This is a genomic window from Edaphobacter sp., assembly GCF_028283685.1.
In the GTDB taxonomy this organism is placed as follows: Bacteria; Acidobacteriota; Terriglobia; order Terriglobales; family Acidobacteriaceae; genus Edaphobacter.
This window is the reverse complement of the sequence record NZ_JAPWKF010000007.1, coordinates 832,161-848,790: the sequence shown is the minus strand read 5'-3', so window position 1 is coordinate 848,790 and position 16,630 is coordinate 832,161. Positions and strand designations below refer to the sequence as shown.

Sequence of the window (16,630 nt, the reverse complement as noted above, 5' to 3'; positions counted from 1 at the left end):
AGAAGGGATGGAAATCTGTGGAAATTATGCCTGGAGATGACGCAGCAGGACCTGCTGGAACTGCGTCAGCCACGCAGGGTGCGCGGGCCATGCCGGGCCGGTAACCAGCTTGCCGTCAGTGACAGCCTCCGTAACTTCAAGCGAGACGAAGGTTGCGCCTGCCAACTCTACCTCGGGGGCACAGGCCGGGTAGGCGTTGACACGCTTCCCCGCGATGACGCGGGCAGCTGCCAGCAGCTGTGGGCCATGGCAAATAGCTGCGATCGGCTTATCGGCGCTGTCGAAGTAGCGAATGATCTCAAGCACACGCTTGTTCAGCCGCAGGTACTCCGGCGCGCGGCCGCCGGGAATCACGAGCGCGTCGTAATCCTGCGGCTTGATCTCGGCGAAGGTCGCATTGAGCACAAAGTTGTGCCCGGGCTTCTCCGAGTAGGTCTGGTCCCCCTCGAAGTCATGGATTGCCGTTCGCACGTGATCGCCGGCCTTCTTCTCCGGGCAGACGGCGTGAACGGTATGTCCCAGAACCTGAAGGGTCTGGAAGGGAACCATGATCTCGTAGTCTTCGACGAAGTCGCCGGCGAGCAGAAGAATCTTTGCGGACGTCATATCAGTCTTCCTTGTCTTCCTAGCAGCAGATGTTTGTGGCTCTAGTAGCCGTTCGCGATCAGGTATGCCTCATTCAGCTCGAAGCCGGCTTCGCTGGCCCCCTGGCGCTCGGCATACTTGCCCAGTACATCCACTTCGATATTCAGCGCCTCTCCAGGAGCCAATGTACGCAGATTCGTTGCGCCGAAGGTGTGCGGAATGATGGCGATCTCAACCTCGTTGCCGTGGATGGAGGCCACGGTCAGAGAGATTCCTTCCACGGTGATCGAGCCCTTCTCCACAACATACTTTGTCAGTGCTCCCGGAATCGCGAAGCGGAGCCGATAGTCCGTCGTCTCCGTATCGGCAGTCAGAGGCTCAAGTGCTATCAGCGTAGCGGTGCCATCGACGTGTCCCTGGACAACATGACCTCCCAGAGGAGATCCGGCTGGAGTTGGCAGCTCAAGATTGACCAGGGTATCCGCCTTCAGTCGCGAAAGGGTTGTGCGTGTGATGGTTTCTGCAGCCAGATCGGCAGAGAAGCGCGGCGGAAAGGCGTTGGGCTCAATGTCGAGTGCCGTCAGGCAGACACCGCTCACGGCCACCGAGTCGCCGGTATTCAGACGGGTGACCAAGGGAGCGGGTGCCGAGATTGTGATGCGGGTGACGCCGGCATTTGGTGTCACGACGAGAACTTTTCCGGTGGTTTCAATCAGGCCGGTAAACATAGTTACAGGGTATCAGTGTGGCACCTCGGTTGAGCCATCGACGCCTCATGCCCACGGGTCATGCAGGTAGCCAGAGATGCAGGTGTCGGCCCCGTAGGTGGTCACTGTGGGCCGTAGCAGGGACTGTTCCACGGCGAACGCCGGATCGGCTCCGTGGGCAAATGGGATGGCATCCTCACCCAGTTGGGCATCTGCGTGAAAGAACACGGCTTTGTCGACCAGGTTCTGACGCAGGAAGGCTCCATTCAGATGCGAGCCGGATTCAAGCAGCAGGCTGAGGATCTTGCGTTCTCCGAGCAGGTTGAGAGCAGCTGGCAGGGAGAGTCGTCCTGCGTGCTCCGGAAGGACTTCTACCTCGACGCCCCGCGACGTGAGTCCTTCGATGCGCGATGCCGAAGCCGTCGGCCCCGCGAGCACGAGGAGATCCCGCTTTGCCGACCACACCAGATGGGAGTCGAGCGGAAGGCGAAGGTGCGTGTCCATCACGATACGCAGCAGAGGCCTGCGTCGCGGCTCCTCGGTACGGTCAGTCAGCTGGGGATTGTCGGCCAGTACCGTGCCGATGCCTGTCAGTATTGCATCGGAGGCGTGTCGCAGCACCTGGACCTCGGCTCGAGATGCCGGTCCGGTCAGCCAGTGCGGCTGGTTCGGGAAGCGGGATGCCGGAGGCGGGGCCAGCTTGCCATCGGAGGATAGTGCTGCTTTAAGCGTGACAAAGGGAGTGCTGTTGCGGATGAAGTGCGCGAACGCGTCGTTGAGTTCTCGCGCCTCCTTTTCGAGGACGCCGACGGTGACGTTGATTCCGGCTTGCCGCAGTTTCTCCACGCCGCGGCCTGAGACCAGGGGGTTGGGATCGGTTGTGGCGACGACGCAGCGCGCAATACCTGCGGCGACCAGGGCGTCTGCGCAGGGTCCGGTCCGGCCATGATGGCTACACGGCTCCAGGGTGACGTAGGCCGTTGCGCCGAAGGCAGAGAGGCCCCTCGCCGCGACCTGTTTCAGCGCGACGATCTCGGCATGGTCATAGTTGTCGTAGAGATGTGCTCCCTCGCCGAGGACCTCGTCGTTGGCTTCGGTGCGGACGATGACGCAGCCTACCTGGGGATTGGGACTGGCGAGAGCCGTCGCCTGCTTTGCGAGCGTCAGTGCTCGCTGCATGAAGAGTTCGTCCTGTTCCTGAATCGCTGCTGGGCTCGTGGAGGCCATGCCTTGTTGAGGATAGCGCGTTGCCGTAGTCGCTGCAGGCACGGGGCCGGGTTACCCCACCAGCGAATCGACGAAGGCGTTGCTGTCGAAGGGAATCAGGTCGTCGATCTTCTCGCCGATTCCGGCGTACAGAACAGGCAGCTTCAACTCCGTGGCGATGGCGAGCACGATGCCGCCCTTTGCCGTGCCGTCGAGCTTGGTGAGTACGATGCCTGAGACGCGTGCCGCCTCCGTAAACAGACGCGCCTGCTGCAGGCCGTTCTGTCCGGTCGTGGCATCCATCACCAGGAAGGTCTGGTGCGGAGCGCCAGGCACCAGCTTTTCGCAGGTACGGCGCATCTTATCCAGCTCCTTCATCAGGTCGGTCTTGGTGTGAAGGCGACCGGCTGTGTCGGCGATCATGATGTCGGTGCCGCGAGACTTCGACGCGGTCAGAGCATCGTAGAGGGCGGCCGAGGGATCGCCGCCCTGCTTGGTTTTGATGATGGGAACATCTGAGCGCTGCGACCATACCTCCAACTGCTCGATCGCTGCGGCGCGAAACGTATCGGCTGCGCACAGCAACACGCTCTTACCCTGCGACTTATAGAGGTTGGCCAGCTTGCCCGTGGTCGTGGTCTTTCCAGTGCCGTTCACGCCCACCATCAGGATCACCTCGGGCGGAGCAGCGGGGTGATGAATCGTTGTGGAGACACCATCAAGAATCTGGCGCAACTCGTTCTTTAGAATCTCCTTGAGCTGGGCTCCGCTCTCAATTCCGGTACGCATGGCGCGCTGCCGGAGATTCTCCATGATGATGGCCGTGGTTGCGCTTCCGATATCGGCGGCAAGGAGGCGTGGCTCCAGATCATCGAGTGAGGCCTGATCGACTTCGCGGGTGAGTGCGACCACCGAGCCAAGAGACTCAGACAGCGATTCACGCGTGCGGCTGACCGCCTGTCGCATGCGGTCGAAGAAACCGAGCTTCTGCTCCGGTTCCTCAGGAGCTGATTCCGGTTTTTCAGGCTCAGCGGGACGCTTGCCGAAGAGAGACGAGAAGACCATACCTCTCTCAGTTTAGCGGATTCAAGCATCCCGCATGGGCTGAACAAAACCTTTATGCTGCTCGAGTTGCAGGCGCCTGCAGAATGACCTGCGAGGACGGAGGCGTCGTCTTGTCGGGGACGATCTCCTTGCCTCTGCTTTTTACGAAGATGACAGCAGCAAGAAGAATGACGATGAGAGCAACACCTGCCGCGACGATAACTGGCAGGAACTTCGAGTCGCCGACTCGTTCTTCCGGCGTGGGATCGTTTCGGGTTGATTCAATCGGCTCTGTCATGGAGGACTAGGATGCCGAATCCACAGACCAGGTCTACTCTTCTGGATCGGTGCCAGTCAGGACACTAGATGCCGATCTTGGCAACCCGGACGATGAACAGGATCAGCAGTGCAATCAGCACGATGGCCCCGAGGACGACGTGGAGAGGCTTGAAGAGCCGCCCATCTTTTTCGAAAGGGGGATCAGGAGGAGGAATGTGCTGGCGGTGTTTATGATCGTCGTGCATGGGAGTCATTAGAGCGCAGAAGGCGCTGAATCGCAACGTGGCTGAAGACGCTGAATCGACAACAGAAGGCGTTAGGAGTATTCGTCTCGTCCCGGACGGCTCATCAGGTCACGGATGGCGTCGGCTGGCTTTTTGTCGTGATGCAGGATGGCGTCGACCTGTTCCGTGATCGGCATCTCGACACCGTACCGTGCAGCCAGGCCGAGGGCCGACGCGGTGGAGCGGACACCTTCGGCGACCTTCCCGCCCATGCCGGCCAGAATCTCTTCCAGCTTGCGGCCACGTCCGAGCTCCACGCCGACGGTGCGATTGCGCGAGAGGGGGCCGGTTGCTGTCAGCACCAGATCGCCGATGCCCGCCAGCCCAGCCAGTGTCTGACGGCGGCCGCCGCAGGCCACGGAAAGGCGGGTGATCTCGGCGATTCCGCGCGTGATGAGCGCCGCAGCAGAGTTGTGGCCAAGGTTGAGCCCGGTGACGACACCCGATGCCAGAGCAATGACATTCTTCAGCGCTCCACCCAGCTCCACGCCTGTCACATCGTCGTTGGTATAGACACGCAGCGAAGCGGAGGAGAACTCCTTCTGGAGCATATGTGCCAGCTTGCCGTCCGTACAGGCAGCGACGATCGCGGAAGGACTTCCGGCAGCGACTTCCTGCGCAAACGTCGGACCTGAGAGCACACCCACGGGATTTGGCGTGATCGAAGAGATCACCTGCGTCATGCGCAGAAAGGAGCCTTCTTCGATGCCCTTCGATGCTGAAAGAATGACCTGGTTCTTGGTCAGCAGCGGTGCAACATGCGCCAGGATGCCGCGTAGATGCTGCGATGGTGTGACGCACAGCAGGATATCCATCTCAAAGATGGCGGCAGGGAGATCGCTGGTCACTTTGACGTCGAACGGGAGGGTATAACCCGGCAGGTATGGCAGATTCTCGCCAGTCTCAGTGAGTTGCTCTGCCAGCGCGGGAGAGTGTGACCAGAGCGTGATGTTGTGCCCGCCACGGCGAGCCAGTGAGATCGCCAGCGCTGTCCCCCAGGCTCCTGCTCCAAGAATTGCAATCCGGCTCAAGCTGCCACCTTTCGCGAACCAAATCTGTTTTCGGTTCCTGAGAGGAGCCTGCGAATGTTCTGGTGATGCTTCACGATGACGATGAGGGGAATCAGAATGTAGCCAGTCACGAGAATCGGCGTCCGCGCAGGAGCATGCGGCAGAGCAAACAGGGGAAACAGCGCAGCCGCAACGATCGAGGCCAGCGAGACATATCGTGTGATCAACACGATGAGAAGAAAGACTCCCAGCAGGTAGAGAACGGTGGTCAAGGGAACCAGTGCGAAGAAGACGCCCAGAGCCGTCGCCACCCCTTTACCGCCGCGAAATCCAAGCCAAACCGGGAAGCAGTGACCGAGCACGGCCGCCAGCGCGGCGGCCACGGCGATGTCATACGCCTGAGGAAATCCGTAGGGAGATGCAATATGCTGCGCAATGACGACGGCGACAAATCCCTTCAGCGCGTCGAGCACGAGCGTGAGAATGCCGAGACCCTTCGCTCCGGAGCGGGCCACATTGGTTGCTCCGATGTTGCCGCTTCCCGTGGAGCGGATATCCTGCTTGCGAAAGATGCGCACCAGCAGATAGCCGAATGGGATAGATCCCAGCAGGTAGGCCAGCGTTATCGAGGTGATCCAGGGTGTCATGAGCTTACAGGAGTTGAGTCTATCAAGTTACGCTCTGGATTCGCCTGCGCGTGGCGATGAATGTTTGTTGTCAGAAGCTTTGCAACTCGAGAAGACTCAAACGGATAAGTTCCAGGGCATGCTGCGAGGCCCACCAGCGGACGCGGTCGCGGTCGCCGGTCAGGTGCAGCTCTTTGACACGGGTCTCTCGACCGTCGGCGAGGCCGACATACACCAGCCCAATGGGTTTTTCGGCGTCCGGGCCTGTGCCCGGTGTAGGTCCGGCGATGCCGGTGATGCCGATGCCGATCGAAGCCCCGGTGCGCCTGCGGATACCCTCGGCCAGCGCCCGGCAAACAGCCTCGGATACTGGGCCTTCGGTAGCGACCAGCTCGGCCGGAACATCGGTAAATGTCGTCTTCAACTGATCGCTGTAGACCACGGCGCCGCCAAGGAAATAGCGCGAGCTTCCGGGAACAGCGGTCAGGCGTGAGGCCAGAAGGCCGCCGGTGCAGCTCTCCGCTGCAGCCAGGGTCAGGTGACGCAGACCCAGCATCAGCAGAACGACCTCCTCCAGGCTCTCTCCCTGCGAAGAAAAGATAGCCTCTTCCATCTCGGCTTCGATCAGGCCGGCCAGCTCATCGACCCTCGCTTGCGCCTCGATAGCCGTGCTCTTGGCAGCGATAAAGTGCAGCTGGATCTCGCCGTGGCCCGCGAGGATCGTCGTCTCGATATCCTCGTGCCGTTTATAGATCGGAGCCGTTCGCGCATCTACCTGCGACTCCGGGATGAGGGCCATGCGGAGCATGCGTCGTGCTATATGTCGCGGCGGCAGGGTTGCGGCCAGCACAGGCTTTACCAGCTGCAGAAAGAGAGGCTTCAGCTCACCGGGAGGCCCGGGAAGCAGGATCACGATCTTCCGGAAGCCGTCGACCGTCGTGTCGAAGATCTGCCCGGGCGCGCTGCCGTTCGGGTTGGGCAGGACGGTCGCTCCGTCCAGGACATCAGCCTGCTTCGCATTGTTGGGGGGCATCGCCATCTGCCGCGCAGCGAACCGTTTGTGCAGGTCGGTGAGAATCGTATTGTCGCGGCGGAGCTCGACTCCGAGCGCAGAGGCAGCGGCCTCGCGCGTCAGATCGTCTTCCGTGGGGCCAAGTCCGCCGGAGAAGATGATAATGTCTGCCCTGGCGATGGCATTTCGAGCAGCGCCTGTCAGGTGTCCCAGGTTGTCGCCGACGATCGTTTTGAATGCGACCTGCACGCCGAGTTCATTGAGCTGTGCGGTGAGGTAGAGAGAGTTCGTGTCCTGCCGGTGCGGCGTCAGCATCTCGGATCCGGCAGCGATAATTTCAGCGATCATGTTTGGCCGTAGTGTCCTGGCGGCGCTCGCGCGTGCAGCGCCTGCTGCTCCATGATAGTGAAGTTGCCGCCAGCTGTGCCTGTCTTTAGTGCATGACGCAGCGGAAGGTCAGGTTGATGCGGAAGGAGCCGGTCAGTGGGTGGCTTCCGGGACGGATCGGAGCCACACCGTGATAAATCAGCCGGGCCGGTCCTCCCCAGACCATCACGTCGCCACTTTCGATGCGAATTCTCCGAGGCGTATCGCTGCGTTGGAGCGAACCCAGCAGGAAGGTCGCTGGAAGGCCCAGCGAGACCGAGACGATGGGATGCGTGTAATCGAGTTCGTCCTTATCCTGATGCAGCGACAACTTTGCTCCAACGGCGTAGCGGTTGATCAGGCAGGCATTCGGTGTAAATGGAGCAAAGCCTGCTTCGGTGGCCGCAAGTTCAGCCAGTGCGAGAAATGAGCGCGGCATCGGCTGCCACGGCCTGTCGCTCAAGGGATCGTTCGTGGTGTAGCGGTATCCCGCGCGGTCCGAGGTCCAGCCGAAGGTCCCGGTATTCGTCATCGCAACCGACATGGTGTGGCCGCCGGGCACTGTCAGCTGACGGAACGGCGCGACGGCAGCAATCGTGTCGATCTCTTGCAGCAGGGAAGCAGCGTCGCTGCCGCAGAAGTTTCGCAGCAGCACCACGCCGTCGGCGAGGCCCTCCTGCGAAGGCGTCTCCAGGGGCCAAAGAGTTCCGTTATCGCTCATGAAGATTCATCCCATCTGCGCGCACGCGGCGCCGCACTCCGATTTGTTCAAACGATATCTCCGCAAAACGAAACGGCAGCCTGCGGATGCAGACTGCCGCCTGATGTTCGGTGACGAATGCTAGACCTTCGGCGCCCAACCCTTCTCGTACTCCCTGCCCCAGTGCTTCATTGCCTCCGGGTCGTTGAGGACATGGCCGTTGGTCTGGTCGAGCGAGAGACCGCGATTCAGCTCCCATGCAACGTTGGAAAGCTGCAGCATGGTCACGGCCACATTGCCGACCTCGATTGGCGCATTCAGTTTCTCGCCCTTCTGGATACCTGCGATGAAGTTGGCGAAGTGACGATCTGTCATCGAATCGGCACCCATCGTGTCCGAGGACGATGCAGAGTTCTCCACCTTCTCGGTGAACGAGGAGATCTTCTTTCCACCCAGGTCGTAGACGTCGTAACCGCTGCGGTCCACCACGATCGTTCCCGTCGTTCCCATGATGGCCGAGCCGCGGTCACGATCGTAGAACCTCATGCCCTGGCAGCACTTGCCTTCCCACGAGATGATCTTGTCGTCGTAGTTGAAGTTCGTCACCAGCGTGTCGTAAAACTGCCAGTCGTCCTTGAACTGATAGCGTCCGCCAGACGATGAGACATGCTTGGGGAATCCTACGTCGAGAATCCAGCGACAGACGTCGATCTCGTGCGTGCCGTTGTTCAGGGTCTCGCCCGTCCCCCAATGCTTGAACCAGTGCCAGTTATAGGGGTGATAGTTCGACATGTACGGCTTGCGCGGAGCCGGTCCCTGCCACATATCCCAGTCCAGCGTCGCCGGAACGGGGACAGGCTTGCCGAAGCCGATGGATTTGCGCGTGTTGCTGTACCAGGCCTTGGCGTAATAAGGCCGCCCGATCACACCCTCCTTCACCTTCTGCACCACCTCGATGGTGTGCGGGGAGGAGCGCTGCTGGCTTCCCATCTGCACCAGCTTTTTGTACTTGTCGCGGGCCGCGACCAGCATGGCACCCTCGGCCGGGTTGTGGCTGCAGGGCTTTTCCACGTAGACGTTTTTGCCTGCCTGGAGTCCTGCGATCGCCATAGGAGCGTGCCAGTGGTCAGGCGCTGCAATGGTGATGGCGTCGACATCCTTCGAGGCAAGCACCTTACGGAAGTCCTTCTCGGTGGCAACCTTGTAGCCGAGCTTCTTCTCGGCGTCGCCGGAGAACTTCTCGAGGATCGGCGTATCGACGTCGCAGACCTTTACGATCCGCGAGGTCTTTTCATTGGCTTTCAGGGAAAACAGGTGAGCGTAGGCACGACTGTGCAGGCCGATGACGGCGAAGTTGACGCGGTCGTTGGCCCCCATAATCTGGGCATAGCTCTTTGCGCTCGAGCTTACGGCGACGCCAGCAGCGCTGACCGCGAGTGTATCGAGAAAATCGCGTCGGGTGATCACTTCTGTTCCCCTCCTTAGGGAGTTAGTTCGGGCTTTGGCGGAAATCCAAACACCAAGGCGCAAGTGCGCAATAAATGTACACGAGCGGAGGAGACTTCGGCCACAATGCGGCGTTTCCGCCTTGTCTCTGAACGATTTCAGCCCTGGAGAGGACGGCCTTCGATATCCAGCGCAACGTGGAACAGCGAGTCCTTCGCCGCCAGAACCGCACAGCCGTCTTCCACAAAGGCCAGACCCACAAGGTTGTTTCCCGAGACTGCGAGCGAAGCCTCGCGGGACGGCGTAATGCGCACGATGCCGCGCTTTCCATGCAGGCTGGCTGCAACATACAGGTTGCTGTCCACGTCGAACGCCATTCCCTGTGCACGGCCGAGTCCCTGGTAAAAGACCGAGATGTTGCCGTCGCGGTCGATCGCGTGAATCGCCTGGTTGGAGGATGTCGTAGGCCCGGTGACATACAGCGTGCCTGCGTCATCGAACACCAGGTGATAAGCGGCGATCGAGGGTTCCAGTGTGGCGAAGACGAAGATCTCGCGGTGGGGGTTGATCTTGAAGATGGTTCCCGAACGGTCGCCGACATAGAGATTGCCATCGCGGTCAAAAGCAATTCCGGTTGCGATGCCCATGCCTTCGGCGTAGACCGCCATCTCTCCGTCCGGGGAGATGCGATAGACAGTGCCCTCGGCCCGCGAACTGGCGTACAGGTAGCCGTTGTCGTCGAACGCCATGCCTGTTGGATTCATCAGGCCGCGCACGAAAGGAAGCATCTGGAAGTCACGCTGAATACGGAAGATCGACACCGGCGTCTCCTGGCCGCGCGAGCCGGAGAGGGTGGTGAAGATCTGGCCGTTGGCATCCACCGCAGGATTCGATACCGGGTGCAGATTCTCTGCCATCGGCACCGCAATGCGGACATTGATCGGATTCGAAGGCTCGCCGTTGCGATGCACGATGAGATCCCCGGTGATCGAACCCTCCTGCACGCGCACGGTGATGCGGTCCGGCCGGCTCAGGCTGATCGGAGCGAAGACATCGCCGATGGTGGCATGAGGCATACGGCTGCTTCCCGGATCGAGATGGAGGCCACTCAGCTCCATCTCGCCTCCCGGCATGGCGGCAGGTGGACGAACATTGGTGATATGCGGTGCGGTCGGCGAGGTCCCGAAGAGGCTCATAGCTCCTCTAGCCTAGACCGCTGACAAGGGCAAGACAAGCTGTGCCGATGTCACGGCGAGTCAAATATTTAAAGGAAGTGATGGATGATCTGCCCGGTGATCAACGCCAGCACACCGGCGGCGACATCGTCCATCATGATGCCTGTCCCTTCGGGAAGCGACTCGAAGCGGCGCACCGGCCACGGCTTGAAGATGTCGAAGGCACGAAACAGGATCAGCCCCAGGATGGCATAGCCGGGAACTGCAGGCAGTGCGATCAGTGCGATCAGCTGTCCGGCAACCTCGTCGATGACGACATGTCCCGGGTCTTCGCGACCGCTCTCATACGCAACGATCGTCGACGCAGGAATGCCGATCAACGTGACGAGGACAGCGGCGATCGCCGTTCCTATGGCCAGCGCCGTTGTCGTCGGTTGAGCGATATGCGCAGCGGCATACCAGAGTGCAAGCGCTGCAACGGAGCCATACGTACCCGGTCCGGGCTTCAACAGTCCGGCGCCGAAGAAGGTCCCCACCGCCCAGGCCCAACGCGTCTTTTTCTCAGCCGGTGGCCGTATCTGTACGTTCGAATTGGCCACTAGTCTTCGTCGTCAATCTTGGGATTGTCGCGGCGAGAGCGCGAGAGCTCCTCCAGCAGATCCGGATCCTGGATCGGCGTGGAAACTTTGTAATCGCCCGAAGCCCATTTGCCCAGGTCGAGGATGCGGCAGCGGTCCGAGCAGAAGGGGAAGTTCTGGTTGTCGATCAGGACAACTTCACGGCAGGTGGGGCAAAAGAGGGCTTTGGCCATGGCAGTCTCGATTGTAAATCGGTGCGCGGCGGTATGGACTCACGCCGCGCACGGTGGCAGGTTTACGCGATCGAGCGCAGCAGGCCGCCCTCGGCGCGCAGTGCGGCGCCGTTGGTGGCGGCAGAGAGCGGGCTCGCGATGAAGGCCGTGAGGTGAGCGATCTCCTCGCTCTCGATCAGCCGCTGCAGCAGTGAACTGGAGCGATGCTTCTCGAAGAACTCCTTCTCCGCCTGCTCGGGCGTGGGGTTCGATTCGCTCGAGATGCTCTTCAGGAAGTCGACGATGCCCTCGGAGCGCGTTGGGCCTGGGCAGGATGGTGTTGACGGTGACGGCGGTGCCCTTGGTCAGCTCCGCCATACCGCGCGCGATGGCCAGCTGCGAGCTCTTGGTCATGCCGTAGTGCACCATCTCGGGCGGCGTCATGATGCCGGACTCCGAGGCGATGAAGATCACGCGGCCCGAGTTGCGCTCGAGCATCCTGGGGAAGTAGAAGCGCGAGAGGCGTACGCCGCTCATGACGTTCACCTCGAAGAGCTTCAGCCAGTCGGCGTCGGTGATCTCGGCGAAGGGCTTGGCCTCGTAGATGCCGAGATTGTTGATCAGGATGTCGGTGTCGGGGACCTGTGCGATGACGGCCGCAGCGCCCTCGGCCGTGCCGGGATCGGCGACGATGCTGCGCACATTTGCAATGCCTGCGAGCGCCTGGTCGAGCTTCTCTTGGCTACGCCCGGGAACGGTGACGGTCACGCCCTCGGCGGCCAGAGCCTTGGTGATGGCGAGGCCGATGCCGGCAGAGCCTCCGGTGACAATGGCGGTCTTCCCGTTGAGTTGCAGGTCCATGAATCGCTCTCCTGTTTCGTGATCTTCATTTAGATAGATGTCGAATTTGACCGGAAAGGTGCAAGGTTCAGTCGTCGAGGGCCACCATCAGTGGGAACTTGACGTGCACGGCCTTCTTGAGGCATCCAGCATGGCAGTACATCTCTTGCTCGGGATCTTGATCTGAACTGGAATGCAAGGTCAGGAAGCAGGGATCATCCCCCTCGCGTTCAATCCCCAGGGCACAGAAGCAACATTGATAGCCGCGATCGTGATCATCGAGACGGTGTTTTTGTCTCTTCATTACTCGATGATGCGAGCCACTACGTCGTAGTCGTGGGACTCGGTGATCTCGGCGCGATAGAAGGTTCCGGGGACGAGCTCTTCGTAGGGGCCGAAGTCGTTGATGAAGACCTTGCCGTCGATCTCGGGGGCGTGCTGGATGCTGCGGCCCTCCCAGAGAAGCTCGGTCTCTTCGCTCTCGCCTTCGACCAGGAGATCGATTTCGCGGCCAACCCACTCCGCCTTGGCCTTCGCGCTGATCTTCTGTTGCAGCTTCATCAGCTTGCGGCGGCGCGCCTGGATGGTGCGCTCCGGCACCTTGAGCTCGGCGTCCAGTTCAAAGGCTTTCGCGCCCTCTTCATCCGAGTAGGTGAAGACGCCGAGCCAGTCGATGCGCGCGGCTTTGATGAAGGCCTCAAGCTCCTTGTAGTCCTCCTCGGTCTCGCCGGGGAAGCCCACGATGAAGCTGGTGCGGATGACGATGCCGGGAACGATGCGACGCGCCTTCTCGATCAGTTCGAGGAAGATCTTTCCGTTTCCGCCGCGCTTCATCCGCTTCAGGACAGATGCGCTCGCGTGCTGCAGCGGCACGTCCAGGTACTTCGAGATGTTGTCGTGCGCGGCCATGGTCTCGAGCAGCCGCGTCGTCACCTTGTTGGGATAGGTGTAGAGGAAGCGCAGCCACTTCAGGCCTGGCAGCGCGGCCAGTGCTTCGAGCAACTGGGCGAGGCCGTCGGTGAGGCCGAGGTCTTCGCCATAGCAGGTGGTGTCCTGCCCGATGAGCGTGATCTCGCGCACGCCCTGCGCAATCAGCTTCTCTGCCTCCGAGACGATTGACGACAGGCGGCGTGAGCGGAACTTACCGCGCAGCTGCGGAATGATGCAGAAGCTGCAAGGATGATCGCAGCCTTCGGCGATCTTGATGTACGCGGAAGCGCGCGGCGTCGAGAGGATGCGCGGCGTCTCGTCGGAGTAGAGATATTCAGGTAGCGCAGCTGTCGCTCCGTCCCAGGACTCACGCGAGAAGCGGCCCTGACGCTCGCGCAGTTCGCCCTCAGGACGCGAGGCGATCTCGTGGTGCTCGATCTTCACCTGCGTCGAATCCTCTTCCGGCCGCGAGTGCTGCTGCACTGCGCTATGCGCCCGCGAGACAAGTGCCTGTGTGCTGTGATCCTGCGGGAGAATGTTGAACGGTGAATCAGACGCTGAGGCGGTCTTCGGCGTCAGGCCTGCGGCGGCGAGAATGCTCTCCAGCTCACCTGTGCCGACGACGGCATCCACCTCGGGAATATTCTTCTGGATCTCATCGCGATAACGCTCCACCAGGCAGCCGGCGACGATCAGCTTCTGCGCCCGTCCGCCATTAGCCAGCTTGTGCTGCGCCATCTCGAGGATGGTGTTCACGGACTCCTGCTTGGCGGAGTCGATAAAGCTGCAGGTGTTGACGACGATGATCTCCGCATCTTCAGCGTCACGAGTCAACTGGCCACCCGCGGAGTTCAACAGGCCCATCATCACCTCGGAGTCGACGAGGTTCTTCGGGCAGCCGAGCGAGATAAAGCCGATCTTCGGCTTATTCGCAATCGTCGTCTCGGCAGGGGCCAGGGTCTCAGTTGTGGCAGGCGGAGTCACAGTCTTTTAGTTTACCAGTTTTCAGGCTGTTTTCCTGCGAATCTGTCGGCGCAAAAGCCCTAATTTACAGGGCTTTTCAAATCACGCAGCGAAGTTTGACGCGCTCGGCGAGCGCCACGGATACTTAACCGGTAGACATCTACTAAATTCCTGTTTTTGAAGGCCCAAACGTGTCGAACATTCTCGAGTCTCTTCCAGCCGGACAGAAGGTTGGAATCGCATTCTCAGGCGGCCTGGATACCAGCGCTGCCCTGCACTGGATGAAGTTGAAGGGTGCGCTGCCTTACGCTTACACGGCGAACCTCGGCCAGCCCGACGAGACCGATTACGACGCGATCCCCCAGAAGGCCCTCGAATATGGCGCTGAGAAGGCCCGTCTGATCGACTGCCGCAAGCAGCTGGTCGCCGAAGGCATCGCCGCGCTCCAGTCCGGCGCCTTTCACATCACCACCGCCGGCGTCACCTACTTCAACACCACGCCCATAGGCCGTGCCGTCACCGGCACCATGCTTGTCTCCGCCATGAAGGAAGACGACGTCAGCATCTGGGGCGACGGCAGCACCTATAAGGGCAACGACATCGAGCGTTTCTACCGTTACGGCCTGCTCGTCAATCCCGATCTCAGGGTCTACAAGCCCTGGCTCGACGACACCTTCATCAACGAGCTCGGCGGTCGCAAAGAGATGTCGGAGTTCATGCAGCATGCTGGCTTCGCGTACAAGATGTCGGTCGAGAAGGCCTACTCCACCGACTCTAACCTGCTCGGTGCCACGCACGAAGCCAAGGACCTCGAGCACCTGAATTCAAGCGTCAAAATTGTTCAGCCCATCATGGGTGTCGCCTTCTGGCGTGACGATGTTGAGGTCAAGCGCGAAGAGGTCACGGTTCGCTTCGAAGAGGGCTGGCCGGTTGCTCTCAACGGAGTTGAATACTCTGACTCGGTCGAGATGATGTACGAGGCCAACCGCATTGGCGGACGCCACGGACTCGGTATGAGCGACCAGATCGAGAACCGCATCATCGAGGCCAAGAGCCGCGGCATCTACGAGTCGCCCGGTCTCGCGCTCATCTTCGCCGCTTATGAGCGATTGATCACCGGCATCCACAACGAAGACACCATCGAGCAGTACCGCGAGAACGGACGCAAGCTGGGCCGCCTGCTCTACCAGGGCCGCTGGTTCGATTCGCAGGCCATCATGCTGCGCGAGGCCTCGCAGCGTTGGATCGCCAAGGCCGTCACCGGTGAGGTCACGCTCGAGCTGCGCCGCGGTAACGATTACACCATTCTCAACACAGAGTCGCCGAATCTCACCTTCCATCCTGAGCGCCTCACGATGGAGAAAGGCGAATCCACCTTCTCGCCACGCGACCGAATCGGACAGCTCACCATGCGCAATCTGGACATCGCCGATACGCGCGACAAGCTGCTGACTTACGCCAAGGCTGGACTGATGACGCTTACCAAGGGCACCGAGATGCCGCAGCTGAAAGATGGCAGCGATAAGTAAGCGAGATCGTAGAAAGAAGAGTTGAGCGGGAGAGTGAAGACTCTTCCGCTCAACTTATTTCTGCTGTAGGTTGGCGAAAGATTGCGTCCAGATGAAGAGCAACGGCGATGGCACCACCCGCAATCGTGCATACCGCACGCCGGTGAGCGATGACGTCGCTCTGAACCTGATGCAGTGACAGCAGCACGACGATGTAGCTGGTGACACAGGCAGAGAACAGTCCGTAGTGGACGGTATTGGTTGCAAACGCAGAGAAGGCGAAGATGACCGACAGCGTTGCCAGCGTGTACGGCGTGGGATGAAGGTGTGCGACCAGTAAGGTACATAGCCATGCGCCGAGGAGCGTCCCCATGATCCGCAACGTGGCACGAGTGAGAGTATCCATCGCTCCCGGCTTCTGCACCAGCAGGGCAGTCATGGGGATCCAGTAGCCGGAAGAGATGCCGCTCTGAAGATAGATCCACGTGGCGGCGGCCATTGTGAGGACGATACGCACGACGTAAGCGGTGGAACCGGCGGTATCTCCCTCCAAAGGAAGATGCCAGACCTCTGCGATGAACTGCTCTCCGTGACGGTGCAGTGCGAGCAGATCGCGTCGCAGCTCCGGTGTGAGATGTAGCGCGGCCGTGGTCATTACCAGTTGAACGAGGCCGCCCAGAAAGATGATGCCCGCGCGCATGCAGGCCAGCTTCAGGCTCGTGGGAAAGGCCGAGGCAACCAGCAGTGCGATCGATGCCTGCTGACTCACCCAGGAGATGCCGTTGGCCCGAGGAAACACGCGGCCATAGATCGCGGCAGATATAACAGCTGCGATCAGTAGCGCATAACCGCGGTGCCCGGCCAGAGAGCCCGCAAGGCTGGCGCTCGAGACCGCGATAATCGCCAGCAGCATCGGAAGAACCCGCGAGTCGGCCGTTCGCTGGTTGGCCCCAAACCCAATGGTGTACGCTCCTCCACCCGCCAGCAAGGCCGCGCCCGGATGGCCGGCCATGATGCCGCCAAACAGGCAAATCGCTACGGCAGTGGCGCAGACAACGGGAAGATGAACTCGGAACTCAGACCAGTTGAAGGTAAAGATATCGCCAAGATAGCTGTGCGGAGCAACCGTCGCGGAGGATGCAGAAGGGGGATTAGCCAT

18 protein-coding genes and 1 pseudogene are annotated in these 16,630 nt (G+C 60.7%); 1 reads left to right on the top strand and 18 read right to left on the bottom strand.

What is annotated here, in order from left to right; translation table 11 throughout:
• Window positions 1-24: 24 nt before the first annotated feature.
• From PW789_RS14390 to rimO, 17 genes and pseudogenes are all read right to left on the bottom strand, one after another.
• Window positions 25-606, bottom strand: a complete 582-nt coding sequence (locus PW789_RS14390; protein ID WP_299377562.1) for a DJ-1/PfpI family protein — start codon at window positions 604-606, stop codon at window positions 25-27.
• Window positions 607-647: 41 nt separating this feature from the next.
• Window positions 648-1,313 carry a riboflavin synthase gene (locus PW789_RS14385; protein WP_299377560.1) on the bottom strand — a complete coding sequence of 222 codons (666 nt, stop codon included), beginning with the start codon at window positions 1,311-1,313 and terminating at the stop codon, window positions 648-650.
• A gap of 45 nt (window positions 1,314-1,358) precedes the next feature.
• Window positions 1,359-2,519, bottom strand: a complete 1,161-nt coding sequence (gene ribD, locus PW789_RS14380) for a bifunctional diaminohydroxyphosphoribosylaminopyrimidine deaminase/5-amino-6-(5-phosphoribosylamino)uracil reductase RibD (RefSeq protein ID WP_299377558.1) — start codon at window positions 2,517-2,519, stop codon at window positions 1,359-1,361.
• Between the two features lie 51 nt (window positions 2,520-2,570).
• On the bottom strand, window positions 2,571-3,563 hold the full coding sequence (gene ftsY / locus PW789_RS14375; RefSeq protein ID WP_299377556.1) for a signal recognition particle-docking protein FtsY: 993 nt from the start codon (window positions 3,561-3,563) through the stop codon (window positions 2,571-2,573).
• 52 nt (window positions 3,564-3,615) lie between these two features.
• Window positions 3,616-3,840 carry a hypothetical protein gene (locus PW789_RS14370; protein WP_299377554.1) on the bottom strand — a complete coding sequence of 75 codons (225 nt, stop codon included), beginning with the start codon at window positions 3,838-3,840 and terminating at the stop codon, window positions 3,616-3,618.
• Between the two features lie 64 nt (window positions 3,841-3,904).
• On the bottom strand, window positions 3,905-4,066 hold the full coding sequence (locus tag PW789_RS14365) for a hypothetical protein (protein WP_299377552.1): 162 nt from the start codon (window positions 4,064-4,066) through the stop codon (window positions 3,905-3,907).
• A 71-nt stretch (window positions 4,067-4,137) separates the two neighbouring features.
• A complete protein-coding gene (locus PW789_RS14360; RefSeq protein ID WP_299377550.1) occupies window positions 4,138-5,136 on the bottom strand; it encodes an NAD(P)H-dependent glycerol-3-phosphate dehydrogenase in 999 nt (332 codons plus the stop codon).
• On the bottom strand, window positions 5,133-5,762 hold the full coding sequence (gene plsY / locus PW789_RS14355) for a glycerol-3-phosphate 1-O-acyltransferase PlsY (protein WP_299377548.1): 630 nt from the start codon (window positions 5,760-5,762) through the stop codon (window positions 5,133-5,135). The genes PW789_RS14360 and plsY overlap by 4 nt, the downstream gene beginning before the upstream one ends.
• Before the next feature lie 70 nt (window positions 5,763-5,832).
• Entirely contained in the window at window positions 5,833-7,101 is a 1,269-nt protein-coding gene (locus PW789_RS14350; protein ID WP_299377546.1) for a competence/damage-inducible protein A, read from the bottom strand.
• Between the two features lie 85 nt (window positions 7,102-7,186).
• Window positions 7,187-7,840, bottom strand: a complete 654-nt coding sequence (gene alkB, locus PW789_RS14345; protein ID WP_299377544.1) for a DNA oxidative demethylase AlkB — start codon at window positions 7,838-7,840, stop codon at window positions 7,187-7,189.
• A gap of 120 nt (window positions 7,841-7,960) precedes the next feature.
• The gene (locus tag PW789_RS14340) at window positions 7,961-9,286 is read right to left on the bottom strand and encodes a Gfo/Idh/MocA family oxidoreductase (protein ID WP_299377542.1); all 1,326 of its coding nucleotides are present in this window, start codon (window positions 9,284-9,286) and stop codon (window positions 7,961-7,963) included.
• Window positions 9,287-9,423: 137 nt separating this feature from the next.
• A complete protein-coding gene (locus PW789_RS14335) occupies window positions 9,424-10,461 on the bottom strand; it encodes a gluconolaconase (RefSeq protein WP_299377540.1) in 1,038 nt (345 codons plus the stop codon).
• A gap of 68 nt (window positions 10,462-10,529) precedes the next feature.
• The gene (locus PW789_RS14330; RefSeq protein ID WP_299377538.1) at window positions 10,530-11,039 is read right to left on the bottom strand and encodes a phosphatidylglycerophosphatase A; all 510 of its coding nucleotides are present in this window, start codon (window positions 11,037-11,039) and stop codon (window positions 10,530-10,532) included.
• The gene (locus tag PW789_RS14325) at window positions 11,039-11,251 is read right to left on the bottom strand and encodes a DNA gyrase inhibitor YacG (protein WP_299377536.1); all 213 of its coding nucleotides are present in this window, start codon (window positions 11,249-11,251) and stop codon (window positions 11,039-11,041) included. The genes PW789_RS14330 and PW789_RS14325 overlap by 1 nt, the downstream gene beginning before the upstream one ends.
• A 62-nt stretch (window positions 11,252-11,313) precedes the next feature.
• Window positions 11,314-11,427, bottom strand: coding sequence for a hypothetical protein (locus tag PW789_RS14320; protein WP_299377890.1), 114 nt, complete (start codon window positions 11,425-11,427; stop codon window positions 11,314-11,316).
• A 154-nt stretch (window positions 11,428-11,581) separates the two neighbouring features.
• Window positions 11,582-12,091, bottom strand: a pseudogene (locus PW789_RS14315) (SDR family NAD(P)-dependent oxidoreductase); the annotation flags it as partial.
• A gap of 282 nt (window positions 12,092-12,373) precedes the next feature.
• Entirely contained in the window at window positions 12,374-13,984 is a 1,611-nt protein-coding gene (gene rimO, locus PW789_RS14310; protein ID WP_299377534.1) for a 30S ribosomal protein S12 methylthiotransferase RimO, read from the bottom strand.
• A 170-nt stretch (window positions 13,985-14,154) separates the two neighbouring features.
• Between rimO and argG the strand changes: the two genes are divergently transcribed.
• Complete coding sequence (gene argG, locus PW789_RS14305; protein ID WP_299377532.1) at window positions 14,155-15,492, top strand: argininosuccinate synthase; 1,338 nt, start codon at window positions 14,155-14,157, stop codon at window positions 15,490-15,492.
• Window positions 15,493-15,541: 49 nt separating this feature from the next.
• On the opposite strand, the gene PW789_RS14300 is transcribed toward argG, so the two are convergent.
• Window positions 15,542-16,630, bottom strand: a complete 1,089-nt coding sequence (locus PW789_RS14300; protein WP_299377530.1) for an FUSC family protein — start codon at window positions 16,628-16,630, stop codon at window positions 15,542-15,544.

What these genes read in the sequence shown, in the direction of transcription:
- PW789_RS14390 (WP_299377562.1), bottom strand. Translation starts at nt 606, where the DNA reads ATGACGTCCGCAAAGATTCTTCTGCTCGCCGGCGACTTCGTCGAAGAC.
- PW789_RS14385 (WP_299377560.1), bottom strand. Translation starts at nt 1,313, where the DNA reads ATGTTTACCGGCCTGATTGAAACCACCGGAAAAGTTCTCGTCGTGACA.
- ribD (WP_299377558.1), bottom strand. Translation starts at nt 2,519, where the DNA reads ATGGCCTCCACGAGCCCAGCAGCGATTCAGGAACAGGACGAACTCTTC.
- ftsY (WP_299377556.1), bottom strand. Translation starts at nt 3,563, where the DNA reads ATGGTCTTCTCGTCTCTCTTCGGCAAGCGTCCCGCTGAGCCTGAAAAA.
- PW789_RS14370 (WP_299377554.1), bottom strand. Translation starts at nt 3,840, where the DNA reads ATGACAGAGCCGATTGAATCAACCCGAAACGATCCCACGCCGGAAGAA.
- PW789_RS14365 (WP_299377552.1), bottom strand. Translation starts at nt 4,066, where the DNA reads ATGCACGACGATCATAAACACCGCCAGCACATTCCTCCTCCTGATCCC.
- plsY (WP_299377548.1), bottom strand. Translation starts at nt 5,762, where the DNA reads ATGACACCCTGGATCACCTCGATAACGCTGGCCTACCTGCTGGGATCT.
- PW789_RS14350 (WP_299377546.1), bottom strand. Translation starts at nt 7,101, where the DNA reads ATGATCGCTGAAATTATCGCTGCCGGATCCGAGATGCTGACGCCGCAC.
- alkB (WP_299377544.1), bottom strand. Translation starts at nt 7,840, where the DNA reads ATGAGCGATAACGGAACTCTTTGGCCCCTGGAGACGCCTTCGCAGGAG.
- PW789_RS14335 (WP_299377540.1), bottom strand. Translation starts at nt 10,461, where the DNA reads ATGAGCCTCTTCGGGACCTCGCCGACCGCACCGCATATCACCAATGTT.
- PW789_RS14325 (WP_299377536.1), bottom strand. Translation starts at nt 11,251, where the DNA reads ATGGCCAAAGCCCTCTTTTGCCCCACCTGCCGTGAAGTTGTCCTGATC.
- PW789_RS14300 (WP_299377530.1), bottom strand. Translation starts at nt 16,630, where the DNA reads ATGGCTAATCCCCCTTCTGCATCCTCCGCGACGGTTGCTCCGCACAGC.